Annotated in this window: 24 protein-coding genes and 2 pseudogenes; 15 read left to right on the forward strand and 11 right to left on the reverse strand. The window is 70.4% G+C overall.

The window, feature by feature from the left end:
• Positions 1-229: 229 nt before the first annotated feature.
• Positions 230-1,651, reverse strand: coding sequence for a DEAD/DEAH box helicase (locus ACWGJB_RS02435; RefSeq protein WP_453378408.1), 1,422 nt, complete (start codon positions 1,649-1,651; stop codon positions 230-232).
• Between the two features lie 346 nt (positions 1,652-1,997).
• Positions 1,998-2,699, reverse strand: coding sequence for an SDR family NAD(P)-dependent oxidoreductase (locus ACWGJB_RS02440; RefSeq protein WP_453378409.1), 702 nt, complete (start codon positions 2,697-2,699; stop codon positions 1,998-2,000).
• Between the two features lie 135 nt (positions 2,700-2,834).
• Here ACWGJB_RS02440 and ACWGJB_RS02445 point away from each other — a divergent pair, with 135 nt between their 5' ends.
• Complete coding sequence (locus ACWGJB_RS02445) at positions 2,835-3,761, forward strand: helix-turn-helix transcriptional regulator (RefSeq protein WP_453378410.1); 927 nt, start codon at positions 2,835-2,837, stop codon at positions 3,759-3,761.
• Positions 3,762-3,905: 144 nt separating this feature from the next.
• On the opposite strand, the gene ACWGJB_RS02450 is transcribed toward ACWGJB_RS02445, so the two are convergent.
• Together ACWGJB_RS02450 and ACWGJB_RS02455 are read right to left on the reverse strand one after the other, a co-directional pair.
• On the reverse strand, positions 3,906-5,408 hold the full coding sequence (locus tag ACWGJB_RS02450) for an MFS transporter (RefSeq protein WP_453378411.1): 1,503 nt from the start codon (positions 5,406-5,408) through the stop codon (positions 3,906-3,908).
• Positions 5,409-5,640: 232 nt separating this feature from the next.
• A complete protein-coding gene (locus tag ACWGJB_RS02455; RefSeq protein WP_453378412.1) occupies positions 5,641-6,402 on the reverse strand; it encodes a DeoR/GlpR family DNA-binding transcription regulator in 762 nt (253 codons plus the stop codon).
• An 89-nt stretch (positions 6,403-6,491) separates the two neighbouring features.
• Between ACWGJB_RS02455 and ACWGJB_RS02460 the strand changes: the two genes are divergently transcribed.
• From ACWGJB_RS02460 to ACWGJB_RS02490, 7 genes are all read left to right on the forward strand, one after another.
• On the forward strand, positions 6,492-7,694 hold the full coding sequence (locus ACWGJB_RS02460) for an MFS transporter (protein WP_453378413.1): 1,203 nt from the start codon (positions 6,492-6,494) through the stop codon (positions 7,692-7,694).
• A 29-nt stretch (positions 7,695-7,723) separates the two neighbouring features.
• Positions 7,724-8,377, forward strand: coding sequence for an HAD family hydrolase (locus ACWGJB_RS02465; RefSeq protein WP_453378414.1), 654 nt, complete (start codon positions 7,724-7,726; stop codon positions 8,375-8,377).
• 308 nt (positions 8,378-8,685) lie between these two features.
• Positions 8,686-9,231, forward strand: a complete 546-nt coding sequence (locus ACWGJB_RS02470; RefSeq protein ID WP_453378415.1) for an alcohol dehydrogenase catalytic domain-containing protein — start codon at positions 8,686-8,688, stop codon at positions 9,229-9,231.
• Positions 9,232-9,247: 16 nt separating this feature from the next.
• Positions 9,248-9,658, forward strand: a complete 411-nt coding sequence (locus ACWGJB_RS02475; RefSeq protein WP_453378416.1) for a hypothetical protein — start codon at positions 9,248-9,250, stop codon at positions 9,656-9,658.
• Between the two features lie 111 nt (positions 9,659-9,769).
• The gene (locus ACWGJB_RS02480; protein ID WP_453378417.1) at positions 9,770-10,396 is read left to right on the forward strand and encodes an NADPH-dependent F420 reductase; all 627 of its coding nucleotides are present in this window, start codon (positions 9,770-9,772) and stop codon (positions 10,394-10,396) included.
• A 45-nt stretch (positions 10,397-10,441) separates the two neighbouring features.
• Entirely contained in the window at positions 10,442-11,449 is a 1,008-nt protein-coding gene (locus tag ACWGJB_RS02485; protein WP_453378418.1) for a zinc-binding dehydrogenase, read from the forward strand.
• A 37-nt stretch (positions 11,450-11,486) separates the two neighbouring features.
• On the forward strand, positions 11,487-11,813 hold the full coding sequence (locus ACWGJB_RS02490) for an MmcQ/YjbR family DNA-binding protein (protein WP_453378419.1): 327 nt from the start codon (positions 11,487-11,489) through the stop codon (positions 11,811-11,813).
• Positions 11,814-11,930: 117 nt separating this feature from the next.
• Here ACWGJB_RS02490 and ACWGJB_RS02495 read toward each other — a convergent pair whose 3' ends face one another.
• Entirely contained in the window at positions 11,931-12,566 is a 636-nt protein-coding gene (locus ACWGJB_RS02495; protein WP_453378420.1) for a TetR/AcrR family transcriptional regulator, read from the reverse strand.
• 113 nt (positions 12,567-12,679) lie between these two features.
• Positions 12,680-13,429 carry an SDR family NAD(P)-dependent oxidoreductase gene (locus ACWGJB_RS02500; RefSeq protein WP_453378421.1) on the reverse strand — a complete coding sequence of 250 codons (750 nt, stop codon included), beginning with the start codon at positions 13,427-13,429 and terminating at the stop codon, positions 12,680-12,682.
• Positions 13,430-13,789: 360 nt separating this feature from the next.
• Between ACWGJB_RS02500 and ACWGJB_RS02505 the strand changes: the two genes are divergently transcribed.
• From ACWGJB_RS02505 to ACWGJB_RS02515, 3 genes are read left to right on the forward strand one after another with little or no spacing between them, the layout of a single operon-like run.
• Entirely contained in the window at positions 13,790-14,854 is a 1,065-nt protein-coding gene (locus ACWGJB_RS02505) for a Rieske 2Fe-2S domain-containing protein (RefSeq protein WP_453378590.1), read from the forward strand.
• Positions 14,851-15,021 carry a hypothetical protein gene (locus tag ACWGJB_RS02510; RefSeq protein ID WP_453378422.1) on the forward strand — a complete coding sequence of 57 codons (171 nt, stop codon included), beginning with the start codon at positions 14,851-14,853 and terminating at the stop codon, positions 15,019-15,021. The genes ACWGJB_RS02505 and ACWGJB_RS02510 overlap by 4 nt, the downstream gene beginning before the upstream one ends.
• Positions 15,018-15,965, forward strand: a complete 948-nt coding sequence (locus ACWGJB_RS02515) for a PDR/VanB family oxidoreductase (protein WP_453378423.1) — start codon at positions 15,018-15,020, stop codon at positions 15,963-15,965. The genes ACWGJB_RS02510 and ACWGJB_RS02515 overlap by 4 nt, the downstream gene beginning before the upstream one ends.
• On the opposite strand, the gene ACWGJB_RS02520 is transcribed toward ACWGJB_RS02515, so the two are convergent.
• Positions 15,916-16,683: an IclR family transcriptional regulator domain-containing protein gene (locus ACWGJB_RS02520; RefSeq protein WP_453378424.1), complete on the reverse strand. Its 768-nt coding sequence runs from the start codon at positions 16,681-16,683 to the stop codon at positions 15,916-15,918. The two genes, ACWGJB_RS02515 and ACWGJB_RS02520, sit on opposite strands and share 50 nt — an antisense overlap.
• 238 nt (positions 16,684-16,921) lie before the next feature.
• Between ACWGJB_RS02520 and ACWGJB_RS02525 the strand changes: the two are divergent.
• The 4 genes and pseudogenes from ACWGJB_RS02525 (at position 16,922) to ACWGJB_RS02540 (ending at position 20,278) form a co-directional block, all read left to right on the forward strand.
• A pseudogene (locus ACWGJB_RS02525) lies at positions 16,922-17,886 on the forward strand (ABC transporter substrate-binding protein).
• Positions 17,887-17,891: 5 nt separating this feature from the next.
• Positions 17,892-18,665 carry an ABC transporter permease gene (locus tag ACWGJB_RS02530; protein ID WP_453378591.1) on the forward strand — a complete coding sequence of 258 codons (774 nt, stop codon included), beginning with the start codon at positions 17,892-17,894 and terminating at the stop codon, positions 18,663-18,665.
• Positions 18,662-19,438 (forward strand): ABC transporter permease, encoded by a 777-nt coding sequence (locus ACWGJB_RS02535; protein ID WP_453378425.1) that lies wholly within the window; start codon positions 18,662-18,664, stop codon positions 19,436-19,438. Before ACWGJB_RS02530 ends, ACWGJB_RS02535 begins: the two co-directional genes overlap by 4 nt.
• A gap of 24 nt (positions 19,439-19,462) precedes the next feature.
• The gene (locus tag ACWGJB_RS02540; protein ID WP_453378426.1) at positions 19,463-20,278 is read left to right on the forward strand and encodes an ABC transporter ATP-binding protein; all 816 of its coding nucleotides are present in this window, start codon (positions 19,463-19,465) and stop codon (positions 20,276-20,278) included.
• Here ACWGJB_RS02540 and ACWGJB_RS02545 read toward each other — a convergent pair.
• The 4 genes and pseudogenes from ACWGJB_RS02545 to ACWGJB_RS02560 form a co-directional block, all read right to left on the reverse strand.
• Positions 20,247-22,424 (reverse strand): discoidin domain-containing protein, encoded by a 2,178-nt coding sequence (locus ACWGJB_RS02545; protein WP_453378427.1) that lies wholly within the window; start codon positions 22,422-22,424, stop codon positions 20,247-20,249. The genes ACWGJB_RS02540 and ACWGJB_RS02545 overlap by 32 nt on opposite strands.
• 54 nt (positions 22,425-22,478) lie before the next feature.
• Positions 22,479-24,086 carry a glycoside hydrolase family 13 protein gene (locus tag ACWGJB_RS02550; protein WP_453378428.1) on the reverse strand — a complete coding sequence of 536 codons (1,608 nt, stop codon included), beginning with the start codon at positions 24,084-24,086 and terminating at the stop codon, positions 22,479-22,481.
• Positions 24,087-24,116: 30 nt separating this feature from the next.
• Positions 24,117-24,998: a carbohydrate ABC transporter permease gene (locus ACWGJB_RS02555; RefSeq protein WP_453378429.1), complete on the reverse strand. Its 882-nt coding sequence runs from the start codon at positions 24,996-24,998 to the stop codon at positions 24,117-24,119.
• A pseudogene (locus ACWGJB_RS02560) lies at positions 24,995-25,891 on the reverse strand (carbohydrate ABC transporter permease); the annotation flags it as partial. The gene ACWGJB_RS02555 and the pseudogene ACWGJB_RS02560, both read right to left, overlap by 4 nt.
• Positions 25,892-25,990: the final 99 nt, after the last annotated feature.

The raw sequence follows: 25,990 nt of genomic DNA on the forward strand, positions 1-25,990 counted from the left end.
ACCCCGCGGTTCCCACCCGTCCGGGGGCGGCTCACCACCCCCGAAATGCACCGGGCCCCGCACACGCCGCGCACCCCCCCGCCGCGCCGCGACCGGGCGCCTTTGCGTTCACACCCGTCCGCGCCCACGGCGAACGTGGCAGGTCCGCGCCCTTCGCCGTCGCCTGCGCGCCACCCCCCGCGCACGGTCACCCGTACAGGACACCGCCCGGCAGTCCGGGAGGTGGGGCTCAGCCGCCGCGCCGCAACCGGGCCGCCTCGCGGGCCTCCGCGAGCTTGCGGGCCTCGCTGCTCTTGCGGGACGGCCTGCCACCGGAGCCGCCCTTCGCGTCCTTGGTGCTGCCCAGGCCGCGGAACGGGGCGTTGTGGTTCTTGGGGCGCGGTACGGCCGGCCCGCCGTCGAGAGGCTTTCCGGAGGGGGCCTTGGCGCCGGTGATCCGGCTCAGCTCCGCCTCGCCGGACCGCACTTTGGTGACCTTGGGGGCGACGTCGGCGTCCGCCATGACCTGGCTCGTCTCGCGGCGCTGTCCCGACAGGGCGAGTGTCACGACGGTGCCGGAGCGGCCGGCCCGGGCCGTGCGGCCCGCGCGGTGCAGATAGTCCTTCGGGTCGGTGGCCGGGTCGACGTTGACCACGAGGTCGAGGTCGTCGACGTGCAGGCCGCGTGCCGCGACGTTCGTCGCCACCAGCGCGGTGACCTGCCCGTTCTTGAACTGGGCCAGGGTCCGGGTGCGCTGCGGCTGGGACTTCCCGCTGTGCAGGGCGGCGGCGGCCACGCCGCTGGCCCGCAGATGCCGCGTGAGCTGGTCGACGCCGTGCTTGGTGTCCAGGAACAGCAGGACGCGGCCGTCCCGGGCGGCGATCTCCGTGGTCACGGCGTACCGGTCCGGGCCGTGCACGACGAAGACGTGGTGTTCGATCGCGGAGACCGCGCCGGACGAGGGATCCACGGAGTGGACGGCGGGGTCGCGCAGGTAGTCCCGCACCAGCTGGTCGACATCGCGGTCCAGGGTGGCGGAGAACAGCATCCGCTGCCCGTCGGGGCGCACCTGGTCCAGGGCTTCGGTGACCTGCGGCAGGAACCCCATGTCACACATCTGGTCGGCCTCGTCCAGGACCGTGATGCGCACCTGTCCCAGCCGGCATCCCTTGCGGTCGATGAGGTCGTGCAGTCGGCCGGGCGTGGCGACGACGATCTCGGCGCCGTCCCGCAGCACGGCGGCCTGCCGCCCGATGGACACTCCGCCCACCACGGTCGCGAGCCGCAGCCGCAGTGCCTCGGCGTACGGGGTGAGCACCTCACCGACCTGCTGCGCCAGCTCCCTGGTGGGCACCAGAACGAGCGCCAGCGGCTCCTTGGGCTGCGCGCGCCGCCCGGCCGTCCGGGCGAGCATCCCCAGGCCGAAGGCGAGCGTCTTGCCGGATCCGGTGCGGCCCCGGCCCAGGACATCCCGTCCCGCGAGCGCGTTCGGCAGTGCCGCCGCCTGGATGGGGAAGGGCACCCTCACGCCGTGCTCGTCGAGCGCCCGCAGGATCTCGGCCGGCAGCCCCAGCTCCGCGAAGGACGCCGCCGAGGGCAGAGCCCCAGTGGCGCCCGACGCCTCGGGCCCCTCATCCTGCCGCCGGGCGTCGGCACGTGCTGATTCGCTCACAGAAAGCCTTCCTCCGAAGAAACCGTACCGAGGAAGGCGCGGCGGGGACGCGGCCACCGGCCAGGGGCCGCGGACCGGGCACCGACACAGCGACGCTGCAAACGCTCCACGCTAGCACGGGGCCCACCGGCCGGGCCTCCCATGGCCGCGCCCGTTGCGAGCGATCGCCACCGCTTCGACAGACCCGCCGACCGCTACGTGCCGGGGTCGCTACCGTGCCGGGGTCGTTACCGTGCCGGGGTCGTCCTGGCCTCCCCGGTCCTCCAGCGCCGCGAACCAGCCGGACGATCATTTGCCAGACACGCTGTTGACGGCGGATGTGGGCTGCCGTGACAACGGCGCCGGCTCAGGCCCCGTTGAAGTGCTCGTCGACGAAACCCGGCTTGGCGTCGTCGATCGCCCGCCGGTACCGCTCGGCGATGTGCTCGGGGTCGAACGGGGTGCCCGGCTCGACCGCCCCGTTGACCGTGAGGGTGAGGACCCGAATGCCGTCGTCGGCCAGCTGGGTGCCCAGCAGGTTCGCGACCCCTCGCAACCCCAGCTTGCCCAGGGACAACGTGGCGACGCTCGGCTGCGGCCGGTCGGCCAGACCGCCACCGGTGAACAGCAACGTGCCGCCGCCGGCGGCTCGCATCGCCGGCACCGCGACCTGGGCGGCCACCACCCCGCCGACGACGTCGACGGTGTAGGCGCTCAGCAGGTCCTCGGGCGCGGCCGACAGGAGGTCGTCGGGCGTCAGCCGGGCCACGTTGTACAACACGACGCCGGGCGGGTTCGGGGCCGCGTAGAGCGAGCTCAACGCCTCGCGCAGCTGCCCGGGGTCGGCCGCGTCGACGCGCACGACGGCCACCTCGGCCCCGGTTGAGCGCAGGTCGGCGGCGAGCTCCTCGAGCTTGTCCGGACGCCGGGCGGCCAGGGTCACCCGGTAGCCGTCGCGGGCGAAGCGACGGGCGGTGGCGGCACCGATGCCGGGGCCGGCACCGATCACGAGCAGGTGGCGTGCGTCGGCGGGATACGGCGAGGAGGACGTAACGGCGGACACGGACACGGTAGGGGCGCTCCTTCAGGGCAGGGTGCACAAGGCCGATGGCCGTATCATTTCGGGCCTCAAGACTGGTATCCAGTCACTGCTGATGCTAGTTCCAGAACTGCGTAGGGGCCGGCTGGTCCCCGGAGGATCCTGATGGTTGTGTACACCGTGCCGCGGCCCGAGGAGCCGGTCGACCCGTCGCCCGGTTCCGGAAATGCCATCGGACCCGAGAGCCGCGGCGACTCCGACGGCGCGGCTGTCCGGCGCCGGGAGCTCGCCGTCTTCCTGCGCAGTCGCCGCGAGCGCATATCACCGGGCGAGCTCGGAATCGTGGCGGTCGCTCGGCGGCGCACCCCCGGTCTGCGCAGGGAGGAGGTCGCTCAGCACGCCGGGATGAGCGTCACCTGGTACACGGCCCTGGAGCAGGCCCGCGACGTGCGCCCCTCGCCGCAGGTGCTCAACGCGCTCGCCCGCACGCTGCGCCTGGACCACGACGAGCGCCACCACCTCTACCGGCTCGCCGGTGCCGCGGACGACGCCGTGGTCACGGAGTGCAACGCCGTGAGCGCCGAGTTGCACGCTGTGCTGGACAAGCTCGACCCTTACCCCGCCTGCGTCCAGAACGGCAAGTTCGACCTGCTCGCCTACAACAGGGCGATGCGCCTGCTGATCACCGACCTCGACGAGGTGCCGATCGCACAGCGCAACTGCGTCTGGCTCACCTTCACCGAGCCTCGCTGGCGCGAGCGCGTCGTCGACTGGGAGCAGGCCGCGGCTCGCCAGGTCGCGAACCTGCGCGTCGCCATGGCCGAGCACGTCGACGACGGCCGGTGGAAGGCGCTGGTTTCGCGGCTGCGCGCGGAGTCGTCAAAGTTCGCCGAACTGTGGGACCGGCACTCCGTCCGCGGTGTCGACGCCGGTGTGCTGCGCCGGATCGACAACCCGGCGACCGGTCGGATGACCTTCACCGTCTCCAACACCTGGGTCGCGCCCGGCTCGACGACCCGGCTGCAGGTGCTGCTCCCCGCGGACCCGCACACCGTCGAGCGGCTGACCAGGCTGGTCGCCGACGCCGGCTGAGCCCGTCCCGCGCTCAGCCGGCCCGGTCGTCGGGTCGGTCCCCCGTGGTGCGGCAGACCGGCCAGTGCGGCATCGGCCACCGTCTCGCCGTTCGCCCCTGGTCAGCGGCACGGGCCCGACGATCAGCCGCGAACCCGCTTTGGGTCACGCCACTCCTGCGGTCCGCGGGCGGTCACACCTCGACCGCGACCCCGGTCCCCCCGGTCGCGCATGCAGGTGGGGCAGGGTGAACGAGCCGACCGCGATCGCCAGCATGATCGCGGCCTGGACCGTGAGCGACACCACGAAGGCGGTGCCGACGCCGGTCTTCTCGAGCCCGACGAACAACGTGCCCAGCGTCGCCACCCCGAGCGCCAGGCCGGACTGTTGCACCGTGGTGACCACACCGCCCCCCACCCCCACCAGGTGCTCGGGGACGTCGAGCAGGATCAGCCGGAAGAGGCAGGCGAAGACGAGCGCCTGGCCGGCCCCTGCCACCACGAGTCCCGGTGCGAACGCCCAGTAGTCGGTGTGCGGCCACGTGGTCACGGTGACCAGGACGAGCACCAGGAGGCCGAGGGCGACGGCCACCGCGGCGACGGCGACGACGCGCCGGGCGTCGAACCTGGCGATGGCGCGCGGCGCGGCGAGGGACCCGGCGAAGTAGGCGACCGCCAGCGGGAGGACCGCCAGACCCCCGCCGAGCACCCCACTGTGCAGGCCCGTCTGGACGGTGAGGGCGAACACGAACATGAAGGCGCCGTAGGTGAGCATGAAGGGGAGGTGCATCGCGAAGCCGCGCCTCATCGACCGCAGCCGCAGCAGCGAGGGAGGCAGCAGCGGCACGCGCCCGGCCGCCTCGGCGCGGCGTTCGACGACGACCGTCGCCGCCGCGAGCACCGGCACCAGCGCCAGCGCGCCCCAGCTCCACGGGGGCCAACCGATCGTCGGTCCCTCCGCGAGCGGCACCAGCAGGGCCACCAGGGTCCCGGCGAACAGGAGCGTCCCCGCCAGGTCGAGCCCGAGCGGGTGCGGTGAGCGGGTTGCCGGGACGAGGCGCCCGGCCGCGATCAGGGCCACCGCGCCGATCGGCACGTTGACCAGGAAGATCGGCCGCCATCCGGTGCCCGCGACGTCGGCGGTCACCAGCAGGCCGCCGACGAGCTGGCCGACCACGATCGCCGCGCCCGCGGCGGAGCTGTACAGCCCCAGGGCCCGGTGCCGCCGTTCCCCGCTCAGCGTCGCGTGGAGCGTCGCGATCACCTGGGGGACGACCAGGCCCGCCGCGGCCCCCTGCAGGATCCGCGCCGCGACCAGGACGCCGATCCCGGGAGCCGCCCCGCAGACCAGTGAGGTGAGCACGAAGCCGGACAGTCCTGTAAGCAGCATCCGCCGGCGGCCGATCATGTCGCCCAGCCGCCCGCCGAGCACCAGTGTCGCGGCATAGGCCGTCCCGTAGCCGGCGACGACGAGTTCGAGCGCGCCCGCACTCGCCTCCAACGACGACTGGATCGTGGGAAGCGCGACGTTGACGATGAAGAAGTCGACCTGGGGCAGGAAGACCGCGGTGATCAGCACGGCGAGGCCGGCCCTGGTCAGGCCGCCGGGCGGCTGGGCGGAATCGACCGCGGTTCGGGCGGCGGCCGCACAACGAGGGGACGAGGTCATGGCCCCCATGGTCGGCACCCTCCGCGCGGGCAGCCAGCAACGCTTCATCCTAGGAGTCGCAGTGACCGGCTGGGAGTCGCAGTGACCGGCTCGAAGCGGAAGCATCGGATCGACGGGGCCGACAGGCCGGCCCGACGGCATCCGCCGTTCCGTGTCGCGGCTGCTGACCAGGCACTGGTTCGACCGTGACGAGGTCCGTGAGGAGGTCCCCGAGCGATGGCCGACGGTCTTGTCAGACGGTCTTGACCACGGTGCCGGTGCCTTCGAGCGCGGTGACCTCGTCGACGGGTGCTGCGGTGTCGGTGACGAGGGTGTGCAGGAGAGTGGAGGGACCGACGTAGGCGTAGGCGGTGTGGCCGAGCTTGCTGCCGTCGGCGGCGACGATGATGCGGCGCGTGGCGGCGATGCCGGCCTTCTTCACGGCCGCGTCGTCGAGGTCGTAGGCGGTCAGGCCCTGGGCTGCGCTGAGACCGCAGCAGCCTATGACGGCGGTGTCGAAGCGCAGTGCCGCCAGGGACGCGAGGGTGAGGGGCCCGGTGAGGGCTCCCTCGGCGGCCCGTGGCTGTCCGCCGGGCACCATCAGCGTGGCCGGGCCCGGGCCCTCACCGAATACCTGGATGGCCTGCAAGGACAGGGGCATCACGGTGACCGGCCGCCGGCGCAGCAGGTGGGCGATCTCCAGGCAGGTGGTGCCGCTGTCGAGGAGTACGGTCTCGCCGTCGGCGATGAGCGAGGACACCTCGGCCGCGATGCGGCGCTTGGCGTCGACGGCATCGTGAGCACGCAGCGCGAAGGGCGGCTCCTCGCCCCTGAGCAGCAGGGTGCGCGCGCCGCCGCGGACCCGCTCCAGGACGCCGTGCGCGGCCAGCGCGTCGAGGTCGCGCCGGATGGTCATCTCGGAGGCGCCGGTCAGTTCGGCGAGTTCCTGGACCGTGACCCTTCCCGTCTCCCTGACGGCCTGCGCGATCATCCCGTGCCGGTCTGCGTTGCTCATACCGCGATTGAACACCACACGAAACGAACATTCAATGTGTGCGAATTGACAGTATTCAACCGCTCCCGATGTTCGTTACGGTGCCTGTCATGAACGATTCGCTGCGAGCCGCCCGAATAGCGACCTTTGTCTACTTCAGCCTGTGCGGAACCCTGATGGGCACCTGGGTGGTGAACATCCCCGCCATCGAGGAGCGCGTGGGCATCAGCCACGCGACGCTCGGGGGACTGCTGGTGCTGCTGGGGCTGGGAGCCTTCATCGGTATGCAAGTGGCCGGGCGTCTGACTGACAGGCTCGGGGCGCGCACCGTCGTTCCCGCCACCGGCGTGCTGTGCGGCGCGGCCCTGGTGCTGCCCGGCCTTCCCCGGGAGCCATGGACGCTGGCAGCCGCCCTGCTGGTCTTCGGATTCTGCAACGGCTGCCTGGACGTGAGCATGAACGCCCACGCCGTGCACGTGGAGAAGGCGTACGGCCGGCCCGTCATGTCGGCCTTCCACGCCACGTTCTCGGTCGGCAGCGTCCTCGCCGCGCTCGTCGGAGCGGCCACCGCGAGTGCCGGCCTGAGCCCGGCCGCGGGCATGGCCGCCATGGGAGCCCTCGGCATCGCGATCGCCCTGGTGTCGGCACGTGCCCTGCTGCCGACCGCACCCACCGCCGCCGGCACCGGCTCCGCGGGGGAGACCGAGCAGGCGCCGGCCGCCGGGCGCCGCGCCACCAGCAGGCGCATCTGGATCCTCGCCGCCCTGGCTCTCATGGTCATGCTGTGCGAGGGAGCCGCCAACGACTGGAGCGCGCTGCACCTGAAGGACGTCCTCGGCGCACCCGCGAGCACCGCCGCCTTCGCATACGGCACCTTCGCGGCGGCGATGACCATCGGCCGGCTGCTCGCCGACCGCCTCGTCGCCCGGTTCGGGTCCTTGGCGATCCTGCGGTACGGCGCGGCGACGGCTGCCGTCGGCATCACGATCGTGACCGTCTCCCCGTGGATCTGGGCCGCGTTCGCGGGGTGGGCGCTGTTCGGTCTGGGGCTGTCCGGCTGTGTCCCGCAGTTGTTCAGCGCGGCAGGGCATGCCGACCCCTCCGCCGCGGGGGCCAATGTCTCCCGCGTCGCCGGGTTCGGCTACGTCGGGATGCTCGCCGGCCCCGCTGTCATCGGCTGGCTGACCCACCTCGTCGCCCTGAACCACGCCTTCGTAGTGCTGATCCTGCTGTGTGCGACCACCGCCGTGGCGGCCGGGATCCTGCGGACCGGATCCGACCGCACGCGCGAGATGACAGCAAGCAGCCGCTGAACACCCCTCGGGATCCGGAGGAAACCACGATGATGTCCACCGACCGCGGCATCGTGCTGTTCGACCTCTTCGGGGTCATCGCCCGCCATCAACGCCCGGGCGCCCTGGGAAAGATGGCCGCCCGCTGTCACACACCCGCCGACGCCTTCACCACGGCCTACTGGGACTGCCGCCCGCCCTACGACGCCGGTCGGCAGTCCGCGCCCGAATACTGGACCGCTGTACTGCGCCGGCTGTCCCTGTCCGTCGACGCCGACACCATCGAGGAACTGCGCCTCACCGACATCGACAGCTGGTCACGCGTCGACGACCGGATGGTCGCCTTCGCCCAGTCCCTCCGCGACGTCGCCGAGGTCGCCCTGCTGTCCAACATCCCCTCGGACCACGCGGACGCGTTCCTCGCCGCCCAGCCCTGGCTGCGCCATCTGGACCACGTCGCCTTCTCCGGGAAGATCAAAGCGGCGAAGCCGGAACCGGCAGCCTTCCATCACTGCGTCGTCGCCATGCGGGCCGCCCCGACCGACTTCCTCTTCGTCGACGACCGCGCGGAGAACGTACGCGCCGCGCAGGCCACGGGGATGAACGGACACGTCTTCACCGATTGCGACGAGCTGGCAGCCGTCATCGACACCTGGTTGCAGTCTCGAGGGCTCACGCGGAACGACACATCCGTCACCACCTGACTCCCGGACCAGCTGCTCTCCGGTTGCAGTGACCCGGTTCGGGTTCTTTACTAGTAGGTACAAATCTCACCAAAGCGTGCGGTCCGTGAGGCGTCGCGACGGAGCATTCCGTCGTCGACGAGGCGTCACAAGGTGGACGGCATGAATTGCCGGATGTCGGCGTGCTTCGCTCTCTACGCGTCGGGCCGGAGCAGAACCGAGCTGGATACCGCCGTGGAAACCCTCGGGAACCGGGCCGTCGGCATCCAGAGCATTGTCTCGAATCGACCTCGAATTTCGAGAGGCGACGAAGCGAGGAGTCGTGTCCCATGCTCGCCATTCACCTCACCCGGTTCGGGGAGCCGGAGAAGAGCCTGAAGGTGGTGGAGGTGCCCGAGCCCCCGGCTCCCACCGCCGGACAGGCGCTGGTCCAGGTCGAGTATGCCCCGCTCGACCACCACGACCTTCTCCTGGCGCAAGGTGTCTACCCCGTACGCCCTGAGCTGCCGACGGCCATCGGAAACGAGGGCGTCGGGACGGTCGTGTCGGTAGGGCCCGGCGTCATGGAGGTCAGCCCCGGCGAGAGGGTCCTGCTTCCCTTCGGCGTCTTTTCCTGGTCCGAGCGGGTGGTGGCCGAGGCAGCGGACCTGACCGTCGTGGACAAGTCCATCGGTCTGGAACAGGCGGCGATGCTCGCCATCAATCCCGTCAGCGCGGGGCTCCTGGTCGGCCTGCGTGACCTTCCGGCCGGGTCCTGGGTGGTGCAGAACGCGGCCAACAGCGGGGTGGGCCGGTCTGTCATCGTTTTCGCCAAGGAACGAGGGCTGCGCACGATCAACATCGTTCGCCGCGCGGAACCTGAGCGAACTCCGTGATCTCGGCGCCGACATCGTGGTGGTCGACTCGGCGGACGCCGGCGCGCGCGTGCGGGAAGCCATCGGCTCCGATCCCGTGCTACTCGGCCTTGACGGTGTCAGCGGAGCGGCGACCGCACTGTTGCTTGACGTGCTGACCGACGGCGCCCTGCTGGCCATCTACGGGTATCTGAGCGGCCGGCCGTTCACGCCCGATCCTGACGTGCTGAGGACGAAGAACATCACCACGACGGAATTCTGGATGTACCAGGACGAGTTCCTTCCCCCGCTTCCGGCTCTGAACGCGGAGTCCGCGCGGTTGGTCTCCGAGGGAAGACTCGTCCTGCCCTCCGCTCCCGTCTACAAGGCAGCGGATTTTCCCGAGGCACTCGCGCATTTCCGGGAGGAGGGCAAGGTCCTCCTGGACTTCAACCCGCATCGCGCGTAGGCGCCGCGGCACCTGCCGCCGAGGCCGGGACCATCCCGGCAGGAAGCGGCCGGAGCCGATCACACAGCCGCTGCCGGGGCGCCGGCACGACTTCCCAACACACGATCAAGGGTGGGCAGCATGGCCGCACAGAGCACTATCGGCATTCTCGGCGCGGGAGAGATCGGCCGGGCCGTCGCCGACAAGGCCGTCCGTCACGGACATGAGGTACTCATCGGCAACAGCCGGGGCCCGGAGACACTCAAGGCAGTCGTGGAGCAGTTGGGGCCGAAGGCCCACGCGGTGACGGCCGAGGAGGCGGCGCAGCCGGACCTCGTCTTCCTCGCGGTGCCGTTCTCCGCAGTGCCGGACCTGACCAGCCTCACCGACTGGTCCGGGAAGACGGTCGTCGACACGACGAATCAGTTCGCGGCGGCCAACCCCTGGAGGGGCCGGTACGACGTCGGCGACCTCACGGGCAGCGAGTGGGTCGCCGAGCGCCTTCCCGGAGCGCGGATCGTGAAGGCGTTCAACAGCCTGTTCGCCGCGTTCATCGCCGCGGACCCCCAGCACGCGGAAGGCCGTCAGGTGGTCTTCTACGCGGGCGACGACGCCGATGCGAAGGCGGCCGTGGCGGGCTTGCTCGACGAGTTCGGATTCGCCGCCCTGGACCTCGGCGGTCTACGGGAGGGAGGCCGGCTGATGCAACTGGACGGAGCACTCAGCGCGAAGCACCTGCTGCTCATGGACGTCGGCTGACACCCCGGCCAAGCCCCATGCACACCAGCGCACAGGAGGACGATCATGAACCGTCGTGTCGTCTACACCCGCGGCGGGTCGCCCGCCGACGTCCTGACCGTCATCGAGGAGCCCGAACCGGAAGCACCCGTGCACGGTCAGGTCCTCATCCGCACCACGGCCTTCCCGGTTCACCGTGGTGATCTCCTGGCCGTCGAGGCCTACCCCGGGACGGCACCTGAGCCGGTTCCAGTCGGTGTCGAGGCCACCGGCGTGGTGGAGGCCATCGGCCCGGATACGCGCGTGGCTCAGGGCGTCGAGGTCGGCGCCCGGGTAACCGTCTTTCCCCTGCCGGGGGGATGGTCACAGTGGATCCTGGCGGACGCCGGGACTGTCGTCCCCGTGCCTGATGAGCTATCGGACGAGGTCGCCGCGCAGATGCTGACGAACCCGCTCACCGCGGTGATGCTGCGCCGTGAGGCGGAGCATCACCCGGCCTTGGGATACGACGGCTATTTGGTGCAGGCCGCCGCCGGCTCGTCGGTCGGGCGGCTGGTGACGGGCGTGATGCAGTACCACAACGTGGGCCTGGTCAACGTCGTCCGCAGTGACCGCGGTGCCGCCGAGCTGCGCAAGCGGTTCCCGGACGTCCCGGTCGTGGCGACAGAGAATCCGGGCTGGGCCGACGAGGTCCGCACGGCAGCCGGCGGCCGCCCGCTCAGTGTGGCCTTCGACCCTGTCGGCGGGCAGCTGACGGAAAGCCTTCTGGACCTGTTGGCGCCGGGCGGCAGGCTGGTCATCTACGGGGAACTCGCCGAGGAGCCGATCTCGGTGCATGCGTCGACGCTGCTCTACCAGTCGTTGACGGTGCGGGGCGCGAACCTGGGCCGGTGGCTGTTGGAGGCATCCGCCGAGAGGCGGGCATCGGACGCGGTCGCCGCGACACTGATCGCGCTGGCGTTCAAGGACCAGTTCGACGTGGCCGCTACGTACGACCTCGGCGAGCTGGCCACCGCCGTGAAGCACGCGGTGCAGCCCGGCAAGGTCGGCACCGTCCTCATCCGCCCCTGGTAGCCGCTGCTACGTCAGTTATCGAAGCGAGGAAGCCGTGATGACCGTGGACGACGTCCGGGAGCTGGCGCTCTCTTTCGCCGGAGTCAGCGAGTCGCGTCCGTTCGCCCCGGACCGCGTGGTGTTCAAGACAGCGGCGAACAACAAGGTTTTCGCCATCCTCAGTGGCCATGAGTTCCCGGACGACCAGGTGACAGTCAAGGCCGATCCGGAGCGGGTCACCGAATTGCAGAACCGCTTCGAGGCAGTGCACCCGGCGTACAAGCTGAACAAGCGATACTGGGTCAACATCTCGTTGGCCGGCGATGTCCCGGACGAACTGATTCGGGAGCTGATAGGGGACAGTCACGACCTCGTCGCACCATGATCCCCACGCGTCCGGGTGCACGAATCGCCGCCGCGAAGACGATCGCGATGGCGGCCAAGGACCAGTTTGCCCAGCCGCCACCCACGGTCTCGGCAACCTGGCAGAGGCAGCGCCGGGTCACGGCGCTGAGCGGTCCTCCGGCCGATCCGGCGCCGGCTCGCTCGTGGACACGCGGGGAAGAAGGGCCAGGGCCTGCTCGGCAGCGCCGATGACAACCTCCGCTGCGGCTCCCGCCCTGCCCAGGGCCTCCAGTCCCCGCAGCACGGCAAGGAGAAGGCTGGCGAGCCCGTCCGTGTCCGCCTCGGCATCCAGCGAGCCTTCCTCCTGGGCCCGGGCGAGGCAGTCCGACAGCTCGCTGTGCATTCCGCGGACAGTCGCAGCAATCCGCTCGGCGACGGTCTTGTCGACTGCGGCGAGTTCCGTGGCGCTCCTGGCCATCATGCAGCCGCGCCGCGCCACGTCCCTGCTGATCGCTTCGGCGACGTCGCACACAAAGCGCTCAAGCTGTGGAAGGGCCGGTCCCGGGCCGCGCAGAGCCGAACGCCAGGCTCCGATCGCGTCACTGTTGTAGCTGTCCAGAGCCCGCAGGAACAGGGCGTGTTTGTCTCCGAAGGCCCCGTACAGGCTTCCGCGTCCCAAGCCCGTGACGGCGCTCAGATCGTCGATGGAGGTTCGGTCGTAACCGTGGGACCAGAACTGGTCGCGAGCAGCCCGAACAACTTCCTCGTCGTCAAACTGCCGAGGCCGGGCCATGAGAAAACTGTACGCCGCGTACGGGGCATTACGGGGCGAAGACAGGGCAGTACGGGCCGTTTTCCGTCTTCCCGTCCCTCTTCGCGGCTACGCCGAAACAAGGCGGCCTGTATTCAGACCTGGACCAGGCCGCCGTCGACGAAGAGTTCGGCTCCCGTGGTGAAGGAGCTCTGGTCAGAGGCGAGAAAGACGGCCGTGGCGGCGACTTCGTCGGGGCGTCCGATCCTGCCGAGGGGAATCTCGTCGGCGAGACGGTCCGCCAGCTGCTGTTCGCCCTTTGCCGGGCTGCCCAGACCGCGGATGCCCGGGGTCTCTATCGGTCCCGGGCTGAGGGCGTTGACCCGGATGCCGCGCCCCGCGAGTTCGGCGGCCCATGTGCGGGCCAGGTTGCGGATGGCCGCCTTGGTGGCGCTGTAGACCGTCATGGCCTGGACGCCCATCGACGCGTTGGTGGACGAGAGCACGATGACCGAGGCCCCGTCCGGCAGCAACGGGAGAGCCTTCTGGACCGTGAAGATCGTCCCCTTGACGTTGATGTCGAAGGTCGAACGGTACTGCTCCTCGGTGATCTCCTCCAGTCGCGCCAGCTCGCCGCCCCCGGCGTTGGCGACGACGACATCCAGCCGTCCGCTGCCACCCTGGATGATCGCGAACAGCTCGTCCAGAGCGTCGAGACGCGAGACATCACTCTGTACGCCGATGGCCCGTCCCCCGAGGGTTTCCACAGCCGCGTCGAGTTCGGGTTTGCGTCGCCCTGTGAGGTACACGGTGGCGCCCTCGGCGACGAACCGACGCGCTATGGCCAGACCGATCCCGGTCGAGCCGCCGGTCACCAGGCTGATCTTCCCATCAAGCTGTCCCATGATGTCCACATCTCCCTTGTGGCGACTCGACCAGAGACCGGCTGAAGGCCCAGCGCACCGGCACGCGGCAACTACGCCCTCACCGACGGCGGAGTCCTCCGGCGTCCTGTCTCACGGGCCGCATGGTTCGGTCAGATCTGTACCTATGAGTAAAGAACCCTCGGCGGGGCGCTGCAACCGGAGGGGTACTCGCCTGCGGAGTGTCGACCTCCGGAGCGGTGAAGCGAACTGAGTACCACGCGACCGGCAGCGAGCGGATGACCAGGGCGTTTCCGTCCGGCGGAAGTCCTATTGCCGGGGTGGAGGCGACGTCGTCATGGTGTTCCTGACACGACGTCGAGGATGACGGGACCCCATCTCATGCCGCACATGACCGCCTTCGCCAGGAACCAGTGGTACGTCGCCGCCTACAGTCACGAGGTCGGGCGGGAGTTGCTCGGGCGGACGGTTCTCGGGGAACCGCTCGTGTTCTACCGCGCCGAGGAGGACGGCCGTCCCGTCGCTCTCAACGACCGCTGTGTGCACCGGCGTTACCCGCTGTCGGAGAGCGGGCTGGACGGTGACCGGATCGTGTGCGGGTACCACGGGTTCACCTACGACCGGACCGGCGCGTGCGTGTACGTGCCGGGGCAGAAACGGATCCCGCGCACCGCCCGGGTCGCCTCCTACCCGGTGGTCGAGCAGGACTCCCTGGTGTGGGTCTGGGTCGGCGACCCCGGGCTCGCCGACCCGGACGCCATCCCGCGGGCCCGGCACCTCGACGCCCCGGGCTGGACGACCGTACGGGGCCTGGAGCCCATCGACGCGGACTACGGCCTCCTCGTCGACAACCTCCTGGATCTCTCCCACGAGACCTATCTGCACGGCGGCTACATAGGCACCCCGGAGGTCGCCGAGACACCGATCACCACGGAGGTCGACGAGGGCGCCGGGATCGTGCGGGTCAGCCGGCACATGGACGACGCCGAGTGCCCGCCGTTCTACGCCCGTTCGACCGGGATCGAGGGGCGGATCACCCGCTGGCAGGACATCGAGTACCACGCACCCTGCCTGTACCTGCTGCACAGCCGGATCGCACCGGTCGGCGTGGTGCCCGAGGCCGACGGCAGCGACCCGAACGGCTTCCACACCGAGATCACCTACGCGATCACCCCGTCCTCGGACGGCAAGGTGTACGACTTCTGGATGGTCTCCCGGGACTGGGCCACCGACGACACCGAGGTCACCGACTTCCTGCGGAACAACAACCACACGGTGGTCATGCAGGACGTGGACGCCCTCAACCTCCTGCAGCGGACGCTGGGTTCGGAGCGGGCCGGCTACCAGGAGCTGAGCATCAACATCGACACCGGCGGTCTCGCCGCCCGCCGTATCCTCGCCCGGCTGGTCGAGGAGGGCGACAAGCCCGTGGAGAAGGTCCTGTGAACACCCCGACCGGTGAGATCTACCGCATCGACTGGCTGCCGGGCACCGACGTGCTGCACGGCACCTGTCACTGCGGAGCCGAGCACACCGCGCAGGACCCGGTCGAGATGTGGGAGTGGATGCTCGGCCACCCCGAAGGACACCAGCCCCCGGAGCGCACGACATGAGCCTGTACGAAGCCGAACTGGTCGTCGGCGAAAGGGTGTCGGCGGCCGAGGAGGTCGTCTTCCTCACCCTTCGGCATCCTCTCGGCGAGGAACTTCCGCACTGGGAACCGGGGGCGCATGTCGATGTCGTGCTCGGGCCCGGGCTGGAGCGGCAGTTCTCGCTGTGCGGGGATCCCGGGGACCGTTCCGGATGGCGGGTCGCGGTGTTGCGGGAACCCGACGGGCGGGGCGGATCCGCCTTTGTCCACGAGCAGTTGGGCGTCGGCGACACGGTGCGGGTGCGCGGCCCGCGCAACCACTTCCGGCTGGAGCCGGCCCCGCGCTACCGGTTCGTCGCAGGCGGCATCGGCATCACCCCGATCCTGCCGATGCTGGCCGCCGCCGAGACCGCGGGTGCCGAGTGGACCCTGCTGTACGGCGGCCGGACCCGGCGGTCCATGGCGTTCACCGGAGAACTGGCGCGCTACGGCGGGGAGCGGGTCACCGTCGCCCCGCAGGACGAGACCGGGCTGCTGGACCTCGGCCCGGTGCTGGACGACGTCCCGGACGGCACCCTGGTGTACTGCTGCGGGCCGGGGCCGCTCCTGGACGCGGTGGAGGAGCGCTGCCCGGCGGGCGTGCTGCGGGTGGAACGCTTTCAGCCGAAGGCCCGACAGGACGGCAAGGACGGCGAGGACGGCGAGTTCGAGGTCGTCCTCGCACAGAGCGACCGTACCCTCACCGTCGCACCCGGGGTCTCCGTGCTCGACACCGTCCGGGCCGCCGGGGTCGAGGTGCTCTACTCCTGTACCGAGGGCACCTGCGGGACGTGCGAGACGGATGTCCTCGAAGGCGACCCGGACCACCGGGACTCGGTGCTCTCCGAGGAGGAGCGGGCGGCTGGGGAGACCATGCTCATCTGTGTGTCGCGGTGCCGAGGGGGGCGTCTGGTGCTCGATCTGTGATCCGCAGGTCCGCCTCGATCCGCGCCACCGCCGCGAGCAGTGGCGGCAGCAGGTCGCGGCGGGCCGCGGCGGTGGACATCCGGCCGGAGTGCACCGCCAGGGCCACCCCGGCCACCACCTGGCCGCTCCGGTCCCGCACCGGGGCGGCCAGTGTTCTGACGCCGACCTCCAGGTCGTCCTCGAGCAGGGCATATCCCTGACGGAGTATCAACTCCCGTTCAGGCAGACCGGGTGCGCCGGGCCCGGACGCATGGGCGAGCAGCATCGCCCCCGCCGCCGTCCGGTGGGCCGGACAGCGCGCCCCCACCGCCACGGTCGCCGCCATCACCCGCCGGGCCGGGGCCGCCGCGACATGCACGACCGCCTCTGCGTCCAGCATGCAGAGTGCAGCCGACTCCCCCGCCAGCGCGGCGAGTTGCTCCAGATGCGGCTGCGCGAGGCTCGGCAGGTCGAGGCCGGAGAGGTAGGCGTAGCCGAGTTCCAGGATGCGTGGGGTGAGGCGGAACCGGCGGCCGTCCGAGTGGACGTAGCCCAGGTCGGCCAGGGTGAGCAGCAGCCGGCGGGCGGCGGCCCTGGTCAGGTCACAGGCGCGGGCCACCTCGCTGAGGGTGCGCGCGGGATGCTCGGCGTCGAAGGCGCGGATCACCGCCAGGCCGCGCTCGAACGACCTCACGAAGTGCGGTGCGCGGGCATCAGGTGCGCGGGAATCACTCGACATCGACGCCTCCCCGGTCCGACTCGTCCCGTCACGGTCCGTCACGCCACCTCGCGGCGTGACGGTTCGACACGGAGAACACGGTGAGAGTGCGGTTCGATAACTGTCAACAATTTTGTCAGCTAAACCCATTGACCGGGTCGTCCGGCCGGTTCTACCTTCCCGCTGAGCACCAATCGAGCACTACTGTGCGCACAGCGCACACCCTGTCGGAACACCGTTGTCTGCACAGGAGGAGCCCATGCGTCGTCTGCTCGCCGGTCTCGCGGTCGGCACCATCCTGCTCACCACGGCGGCCTGCGGCTCCTCCGGGGGCTCGTCGTCCACATCGTCCTCGTCGGGCGGCACCACCACCGTCAAGGTGGGCATCATCCCCATCGTCGACGTGGCCCCCTCTACCTCGGGCAGAAGGAGGGCTTCTACAGCAAGCGCGGCCTGAAGCTGTCGATGACGCTCGCGCAGGGCGGCGCGGCCATCGTGCCGGGTGTGACGAGCGGTCAGTTCCAGTTCGGCTTCAGCAACATGACCTCGCTGATGATCGCCCAGTCCAACAACGTACCGGTACAGGCGATCGCGAACGGCGTGGCCTCGACGGGCGTGGCGGGCAAGGACTTCGGTGGGCTCGTCGTGAAGAAGGGCAGCAGCATCACCTCGGCGAGGCAACTGGAGGGCAAGAAGGTCGCCGTCAACACGCTGAAGAACATCAACGAGACCGCGGTCCGCGAGTCGGTGCGCAAGGACGGCGGCGACCCGGACAAGGTGAGCTTCGTGGAGCTGGCCTTCGACCAGATGCCGGCCGCGCTCGACAAGGGACAGATCGACGCGGCGATGGCGGTCGAGCCGGCGCTCGCCACCATGAAACTCCAGGGCGCCACCGAGATCGCCTCACCGATGGTCGACGTGGCGATGAACCTCACCGTGGCCATGTACTTCACCTCGACGTCGTACGCACAGAACAACCCCGACGTCGTGAAGAAGTTCCAGGAGGCCACGGCCGAGTCGCTGGCCTACGCGGACGCGCACCCGGACGAGGTCCGGCAGATCGTCACCACCTACACCAAGACCCCCGCCAACGTGCTGGCCGCGGTGACCCTGCCGAAGTGGCCGGCCGACCCGAACCGTTCGTCGATCGACACCCTGGAGAAGCTGAGCGAGCAGGACGGCCTCTTCAAGACGGCACCCGACCTGGACAAGCTGCTGCCGTGAAGGAAGTGAAGGGGCTGAACACCGCACTCGGTGCGGCCGGGCTCGCGGCCTTCCTCGCCCTCGGCGAGGCGGTGCCGCGGCTCGGTCTGGTCAAGGCGGACTACTTCCCGCCGACCAGCCGGATCGCCCGCGCCCTCGGCACCGAACTCGCCGACGGAGCCTTCTGGTCGGCGCTCGGCGACACCCTCACCGGCTGGGCGGTGGGCCTGGCCATCGCGGTCGGTGCCGGCATCGTGGCGGGGGTCGTCCTCTCGGTCGTCCCGCACCTGCGCGAAGCCACCGCCTCCACGGTCGAGTTTCTCCGCCCGATCCCCTCGGTCGCCCTGATCCCCCTCGCGATCCTGCTCTACGGCACCGAACTCCGCTCGGTCCTGCTGCTCGTCGTCTACGCCTCCTTCTGGCAGGTCCTGATCCAGGTGATGTACGGCGTCCAGGACGTCGACCCGGTCGCCGAGGAGACGGCACGGTCGTACGGACTCGGTACCTGGGCCCGGGTCCGTCATGTGCTGTGGCCGACCGCGCTGCCGTACGTGATGACCGCTGTCCGGCTGGCCGCCGCGGTCGCTCTGATCCTCACCATCACCGCCGAACTGGTCATCGGAGCACCGGGGTTGGGTCGGCAGATCGCCGTCGCGCAGACCTCGCAGGCGGTGCCGGACATGTACGCCCTGATCGTGGTCACCGGCCTGCTGGGCCTGCTCATCAACGTGGGCGCGCGCTCGGTGGAACGGCGGGCACTGGCCTGGCACCAGTCGGTGCGCGGGGAGGTGGCGGTATGAGGCGGCTGCTGCTCACGGCGGTGTACCTGCTGGCCCTGCCCGTGGTGCTGGTCGCGCTGTGGTGGGTGGCCTCCGACGGCAGCACGAACGTCTACTGGCCGCCGCTGCGCACCATCCTGAAGACCTTCCCGGACGTCTGGACCGGGCAGCGGCTCCGCGACGACCTGCTGCGCAGTGTGCTGCGGCTGCTCGCCGGATACGCCACGGCGGCTGTGCTGGGGATCGGCCTGGGCACGGTCATCGGCTCCTACCGGCGGGTGCGGGCGGTCTGCGAACCCGTCCTCGAATTCCTGCGGGCGGTGCCGCCGCCCGTCCTCGTCCCGGTCATCATGCTGTTCGCGGGCATCGGGAACTCCATGAAGATCGTGGTGATCGCCAGCGGCTGCGTCTGGCCGGTCCTGCTCAACACCGTCGAGGGTGTACGGGCGGTGGACCCGGTGATGGCGGAGACGGCCCGTTCGTACGGCATCACGGGCGTGGCCCGGCTGCGTACGCTGGTCCTGCGTTCGGCGAGTCCGCAGATCTTCGCGGGCCTGCGGCAGGCGCTGTCGATCGGGATCATCCTGATGGTCATCAGCGAGATGTTCGCGGCCAGCAACGGGCTCGGCTTCACCATCGTGCAGTTCCAGCGCGGCTTCGCGATCCCCGACATGTGGACCGGGATCCTGCTGCTGGGCCTGCTCGGCTTCGCGCTCTCGGTGGTCTTCCAGCTGGTCGAGCGGCGGGTGCTCGGCTGGTACCACGGACTGCGCGCGACAACCCGGCGGTCCTGAGTGAGCATCGTGAAGGGGCGGTCCATGCTCGACGTACGCGGCCTGAAGAAGGTCTACGACGGTTCCGGTCGCCGCATCGAGGCGGTGCGGGACCTCACCTTCACCGTGGAGGCCGGCGAACTCGTCTGCCTGGTCAGCCCGTCGGGCTGCGGCAAGACCACTCTGCTCAAGTGCATGGGCGGCCTGCTCACCCCGACCGCTGGTGAAGTCCTCCTGGAGGGCCGGAAGGTGACCGGGCCGCCGCCCGGGATGGCGTTCGTCTTCCAGGAGTACGGCCGCAGCCTGTTCCCCTGGATGCGGGTCGCCGAGAACGTGGAACTCCCGCTGAAGCAGAAGCGGTTGACGCGGGAGCGGCGCAGGGAACTGGTCTCCGACGCGCTGCGCTCGGTCGGCCTCGCGGACGCCGCCGGCGCCTATCCCTGGCAGCTCTCGGGCGGTATGCAGCAGCGGGTCGCGATCGCGCGGGCCCTCGCCTACGAACCCCGGGTCCTGCTGATGGACGAGCCGTTCGCCGCCGTCGACGCCCAGACCCGGGCCGATCTGGAGGATCTGGTCCGCGGGCTGTGGCAGGAGCGTGGGATCACGATCCTGTTCGTCACCCACGACATCGACGAGGCGGTCTATCTGGGCGAGCGAGTGATCGTCCTGTCGGCCTCCCCGACCGTCGTCCAGGAACAGCTGAAGGTCGATCTGCCGGACCGGCGAAACCAGTTGCACACCCGGGCCGCCCCGCGCTTCGCCGAACTGCGCACCCATGTCTACGAGCAGATCCAGGCGGCGAAACGCGGGGCTCCCCGGGCGGCGGAGGTCACGACGTCAGATACGCCTCCACCTCGCTGAACTGCGCGGCCGGCCAGGCGTTGTTGGCGGTGACCGTCAGCCGCAGATATCGCAGGTCGGTGCTGCCGGGCAGGGCGACGGTGGCGGTGTTGCCGGTGTCCGGGTCGAACCGGTAGCCGGTGGAACCCACAACGGTCGAGTAGTTCGAGCCGTCGGTGCTGCCCAGCACGGTGATCGTCTGGGTGCGCGCGCCCCAGGCCGAGGACGGTGGCAGCTTCAGCACCAGCCGGCGGGCCGCGTAGGAGGAGCCGAGGTCGACGGTCAGCGACTGCGGGAAGGCGTTGTTTGCGGACTCCCAGTAGCTGTTGGCGTCACCGTCGACCGCCTTGCCGGGCGTGTACACGTCCTGCGAACCGGTGGCGGTCGCCGGGCGGCCCTTGGCGAGGTTGCGGCCGGGGTCCGGGTCGGGGTTGCCGCTGCCGGGCTGCGGCCAGCTGGAGCAGTCCGACCAGGTGCTGGACCAGCCGGAGTTGCCCCCGCCGTCGGTGAGCGCGAAGGACCCGGAGTTCGCCGGGTAGGGGCAGTTGTAGATGCCGGCCGCGCCGACGCCGGTGGCGGTGACGTTGCGGAAGGTGGCGGCGCCCTGCGCCTCGGCCTGCATCACGACCGTCCCGGTGTTCCGCACGGTCGCGCCGGTCACGTTGACGTTCCGGACCGGGTATCCCTGCCCGCCGCCGGAGACGAACTCGAAGGCGCTGTACGGGCTGTCGGTGATCGTGGTGTTGGTGATGTTGACGGTGGCGTTGATGGCGCTGTCGTAGGAGTCGACGCGCAGCGCGCCCATCGGGTGGTTCCAGTTGGGGTTGATCGCGCCCGTGCGGACCAGCGTGTTGCCGTCGACGGTGATCGTCCCGGACAGCGGTGAGAACGGGTCGGCGAACTTCTGGTTGGAGATGGCGATGCCGCTGCCCAGCGCGTTGGTGTCGGAGATCAGGTTGTTCTTCACGGAGATGTCCGTGCCGCCGTAGATGGCGATGCCGTTGGCCAGGTTCGGCTGGGAGATGGTGTTGCCGGTGAAGCTGGAGTTGGTGTCGGGCGAGTACAGCGACCACATGGCCAGGGAGTCGTCACCCTGGTTGCGCAGGAAGTTGCCCCGGACCTGGACGCCGTGGGCGGTGCCGTTGAGGTTGAGGCCGTCGGCGGTGGTGTCGAGGATGCGGTTGTTCTCGACGACCAGGTTGTCGTTGTTGCCCGTCAGCCAGAACCCGCACTTGAGGTGCTGGATCCACATCCCGGAGACCGAACTGTTCGGCCCCAGTGATCCGTTGACGAAGTTGTCCGGGTTGGAGTCGACGCGTTCGGTGACCTCGCCGATCACCGCGAAGTTGTTGATGTGGACGTTCCCGGAGGAGCTGGACTGGTCGATGAACCGCGAGGTGTGCACGACCGAGTACCAGCTGCCGGCGCCCAGGAGGGTGACGTTCTGCACGCCGCTCAGGGAGGACGTGAGCTTGTAGTCGCCCGGCGGGATCCACACCGTCCCGCCCTGGGCGGCGGCGATGGCGTCCCGGAACGCCTGGGTGGAGTCGCCGTTGCCGCTGGGGTCGGCACCCTTGGAGGTGACGGAGACCGACCCGGCGGGCTGGGTGGCGGCCCCGGCCACCTGCTCGAAGTCGGCCACGTCGACGGTGACCTGGGCGCCGGTGGACTCGTAGGCGACCTTGTCGCCGGCCTGGACGTTCTGGCCGAGCAGCAGGCGTGCGTTGTCGAAGAAGTGGTGCTGCTTGGCGCCGGCGATCCAGCCGGTGTCGACGTAGGAGTACTTGGAGGTGACGGTCAGGGTCTTCGCGAGCTTGACCCCGTTGACGTACACGTTGAGGGTGCCGGACTGGCCGTCGGGGACGCTGTAGGAGACGTTCACGGCGTTGGACGCCTGGGGCGCGGTGAACTCGACCCGCTGGCCGGAGGTGAGGCGCACGGCCTGGCGTCCGGAGGCCTCGGAGGCGAGGGTGCCCTGGGTGTAGTCCGGGCCGATCCTGGTGCCGGTGGTGGTCGCCGCCTCCGCCTCGACCGAGGTGAACGGCAGGCTCGCGCCCGCGGCCGCGTGGGCGGCGGGCGCTACGGCGACGAGCATGCCGGCGGCGAGCGCGACAGCGGCCGCCACTGCTGGCATGCTCCTGACAGATCTGGCTGTGGTGCTGTGCATCTGCTGATCCCTTCGGGGTGGGGGGAGGGGGATAGCGCGTGCGGAACCGGCGGCTCAGGTCATCAGCCAGGCCGCCGTGTCCTGCGGCAGACGGCCCGCGCCGTCCAACGGGCCGCTGGTGAGCAGAAGTTGGGTGTGGGCGGGGAGTTCGGCGGGGTCGGGGGCGAGGTTGACCACGCAGATCACTTCCGCGGCCCGGGTGAAGGCGAGGACGCCCTCGGGAGCGGGCAGCCAGGTCAGCGGGCCGGACCCGAAGAGCCGGCGGGCGGCGATGGCGCGGCGGTAGAGGCTGAGCATGGAGTCGCCGTCGTCCTGCTGGCGGTCGGCCGCGTAGGCGGCCCAGCCGGCCGGCTGCGGCAGCCACGGCTCCTCGCGCGAACCGAATCCCGCGTACGGCAGGTCGGCCACCCAGGGCATCGGCACCCGGCAGCCGTCCCGTCCGGGATCGGTGCCGCCCGACCGGAAGTACATCGGATCCTGGATGCGGTCCGCCGGGATCTCGGCCTCGGGCAGCCCCAGCTCCTCCCCCTGGTACACGTACACCGCGCCGGGCAGCGCCAGGGACAGCAGCGCGGCCGCGCGGGCCCTGCGGGTGCCCAGCGACAGGTCGGTGGGGGTGCCGAAGGCCTTGGTCGCGAAGTCGAAGGCGGTGTCCTCGCGGCCGTAGCGGGTGACCGTGCGGGTCACGTCGTGGTTGCACAGCACCCAGGTGGCGGGCGCGCCGACCGGGGCGTGCTCGGCGAGGGTGGTGTCGATCGACGTCCGCAGCCGGCCGGCGTCCCAGGGGCAGGACAGGAAGGAGAAGTTGAAGGCGGTGTGCAGTTCGTCGGGGCGGAGGTAGCGGGCGAAACGCTCGGCGTCGGGGAGCCAGACCTCGCCGACGAAGACCCCGTCGTAGGCGTCGGCGACCGCGCGCCACGCGCGGTAGACGTCGTGCAGGTCGTCGCGGTCGACGAAGGGGTGCGGCCGCGGATCCGTGGCCAGGTCGGGCAGGTCCGGGTCCTTGGCGAGCAGGGCGGCGGAGTCGATGCGGACGCCGGCGACGCCCCGCTCGAACCAGAACCGCAGGATGTCCTCGTGCTCCTGGCGGACGGCCGGGTGCGCCCAGTTGAGGTCGGGCTGTTCGGGGGTGAACAGGTGCAGGTACCAGTCGCCGTCGGGCAGCCGGGTCCACACCGGTTCGGTGGAGCCGACGAACTGGGACGGCCAGTCGTTGGGCGGGAGTTCGCCGTGCTCGCCACGTCCCGGACGGAAGTGGAACAGCTCGCGTTCGGGGCTGCCCGGCCCGGCAGCCAACGCCGCCCGGAACCAGGGGTGCTGGTCGGAGACGTGGTTGGGGACGATGTCCACGATCGTCCGGATGCCCAGCTCCCCCGCCTCCGCGATGAGCTTCTCGGCCTCGGCGAGGGTGCCGAACGCCGGGTCGATGGCCCGGTAGTCGGCGACGTCGTAGCCGCCGTCCTTCAGCGGTGACAGGTACCAGGGGTTGAACCAGAGGGCGTCCACGCCCAGTCCGGCGAGGTACGGCAGCTTGGCGCGGACACCCGCGAGGTCGCCGGTGCCGTCGCCGTCGCCGTCCGCGAAGCTGCGGACGTACACCTGGTAGATGACGGCGGAACGCCACCAGTCGAGGTCCTTCGGGGCATGGCTGGGCTGTCCCACTGTGCGTGCCTTTCTGTCGGAGGAAGGGCGTCAGCCCTTGGTGCTGCCCGCGCTGATCCCGGCGATGATGTGCCGCTGGAAGACGAGGAACAGCGCGACCATCGGGATGCTGGCGATCACCATCGCGGCGATGAGCACGGTGAGCTGGATGTTCTGCGACAGCTGGACCAGGGCCACACTGATGGGCTGCTTGTCGGTGTCCGAGAAGACCATCAGCGGCCACAGGAAGTCCTGCCACACCGCGACCAGGGCGAAGATCGACACCACCCCGAGCACCGGGCGGGACATGGGCAGCACCACCGACCACAGGATGCGCAGCTTGCCGGCGCCGTCGATCTCGGCGGCCTCCAGCACATCGCGCGGCAGTTGGTCGAAGAACCGCTTGAGGAGGTAGAGGTTGAAGGCGTTGGCGACGGCCGGGAGCCAGATGCCGAGCGGGTCGTTCAGCAGGCTGGTGTGGATGAACGGCAGGTCCGCCACGGTCAGGTACTTGGGTACGACCAGGGCCTGGGCCGGGACCATCAGCGTGGCCAGGATCCCGCCGAGGACCACCTTGCCGAACGCCGGCTTCAGTTTCGACAGGGCGTAGGCGGCGGCCGTACAGAACACCAGCTGGAAGGCCCACGCGCCGGCCGCCTGCACCACGGTGTTCCACAGGTGCTGGGGCAGCTGCATCAGGTCCCAGGCGTCGGTGTACCCGGTCAGGTGCAGGTGCTTGGGGATGAGGGTGGGCGGGGTCTGGGCGACCTCGTCCGGGGACTTCATCGCGCTGGTCACCATCCAGTACACGGGGAACAGGAAGGCGAGCGCGAAGAGCAGGACGACTCCGGTGAAGACGGTCCAGTAGACCGCCTTCCCGCGCGGGCGGGCCAGGGTCGCCGGGGAGATCAGGGTTCGGGTGGCGCTGCTCATCCGTCCTCCCCGGAGCGGGTCAGCCGCAGATAGGCGGCGGAGAAGACTCCGAGCAGCACCAGGAGCATGACGCTGAGGGCGCAGGCGCCGCCGAAGTCGTTGTAGAGGAAGGCGTACTTGTAGATGAGGTAGAGCACGGTGACCGTGGCGTTCTCCGGGCCGCCGCCCGTGATCACGAACGGCTCGGTGAACACCTGCATGGTGGCGATGATCTGAAGCAGCATCAGCATGAGGATGACGAACCTGGTCTGGGGGATCGTCACGTGACGGACGCGCTGCAGGAGGTTCGCGCCGTCGAGTTCGGCGGCCTCGTACAGCTCGCCGGGGATGGACTGCAGAGCGGCGAGGTAGATCAGGACGGTGCCGCCCATGTTCGCCCAGGTGGCCACGATCACCAGGGAGACGAGCGCGGTGTCGGCGCCGTTGGACCAGTTCGAGGTGGGCAGGTGGAGGAAGCGCAGGGTCTCGTTGGCGAGGCCGGCTCCCGGATCGTAGAACCACTTCCACAGCAGGGCACTGACCACCGGCGGGATCATCACCGGCAGGTAGACCACGACCCGGAAGAACGCCTTCGCGTGCCGCAGCTCGTTGAGGACCAGGGCGAGGACGAACGGGATCGCGAAGCCGATCAGCAGGGCCAGCAGCGTGAAGGTGAGGGTGTTGCGCCAGGCCGCCGAGAACTCGGGGTCGTGCAGGACCCGGGTGAAGTTCGCGGTGCCGACCCATTCCGGGGACGAGCCGGGCGTATACTTCTGGAAGGCGATCACGACCGCGCGGATCGCCGGGTACCAGGAGAACAGGGCGAAGCAGATCAGTCCGCCGAGCAGGAAGCCGTAGGCACGGGCCTGGTCGAGGAGCCGGCGCCGCCTCCGGTCCCCTGCCGGGGACGGCGCCGGGGCCTGTCGGGGGGGGGGGCCCCCCCGGGGGGGGGGGGGGCGCGGCCCCCGGGGCGGCGCGGGGGCGCCCCCCCGCCCCGCGCCCCCGCGCAACAG

This window comes from Streptomyces sp. NPDC054813 (assembly GCF_053611365.1).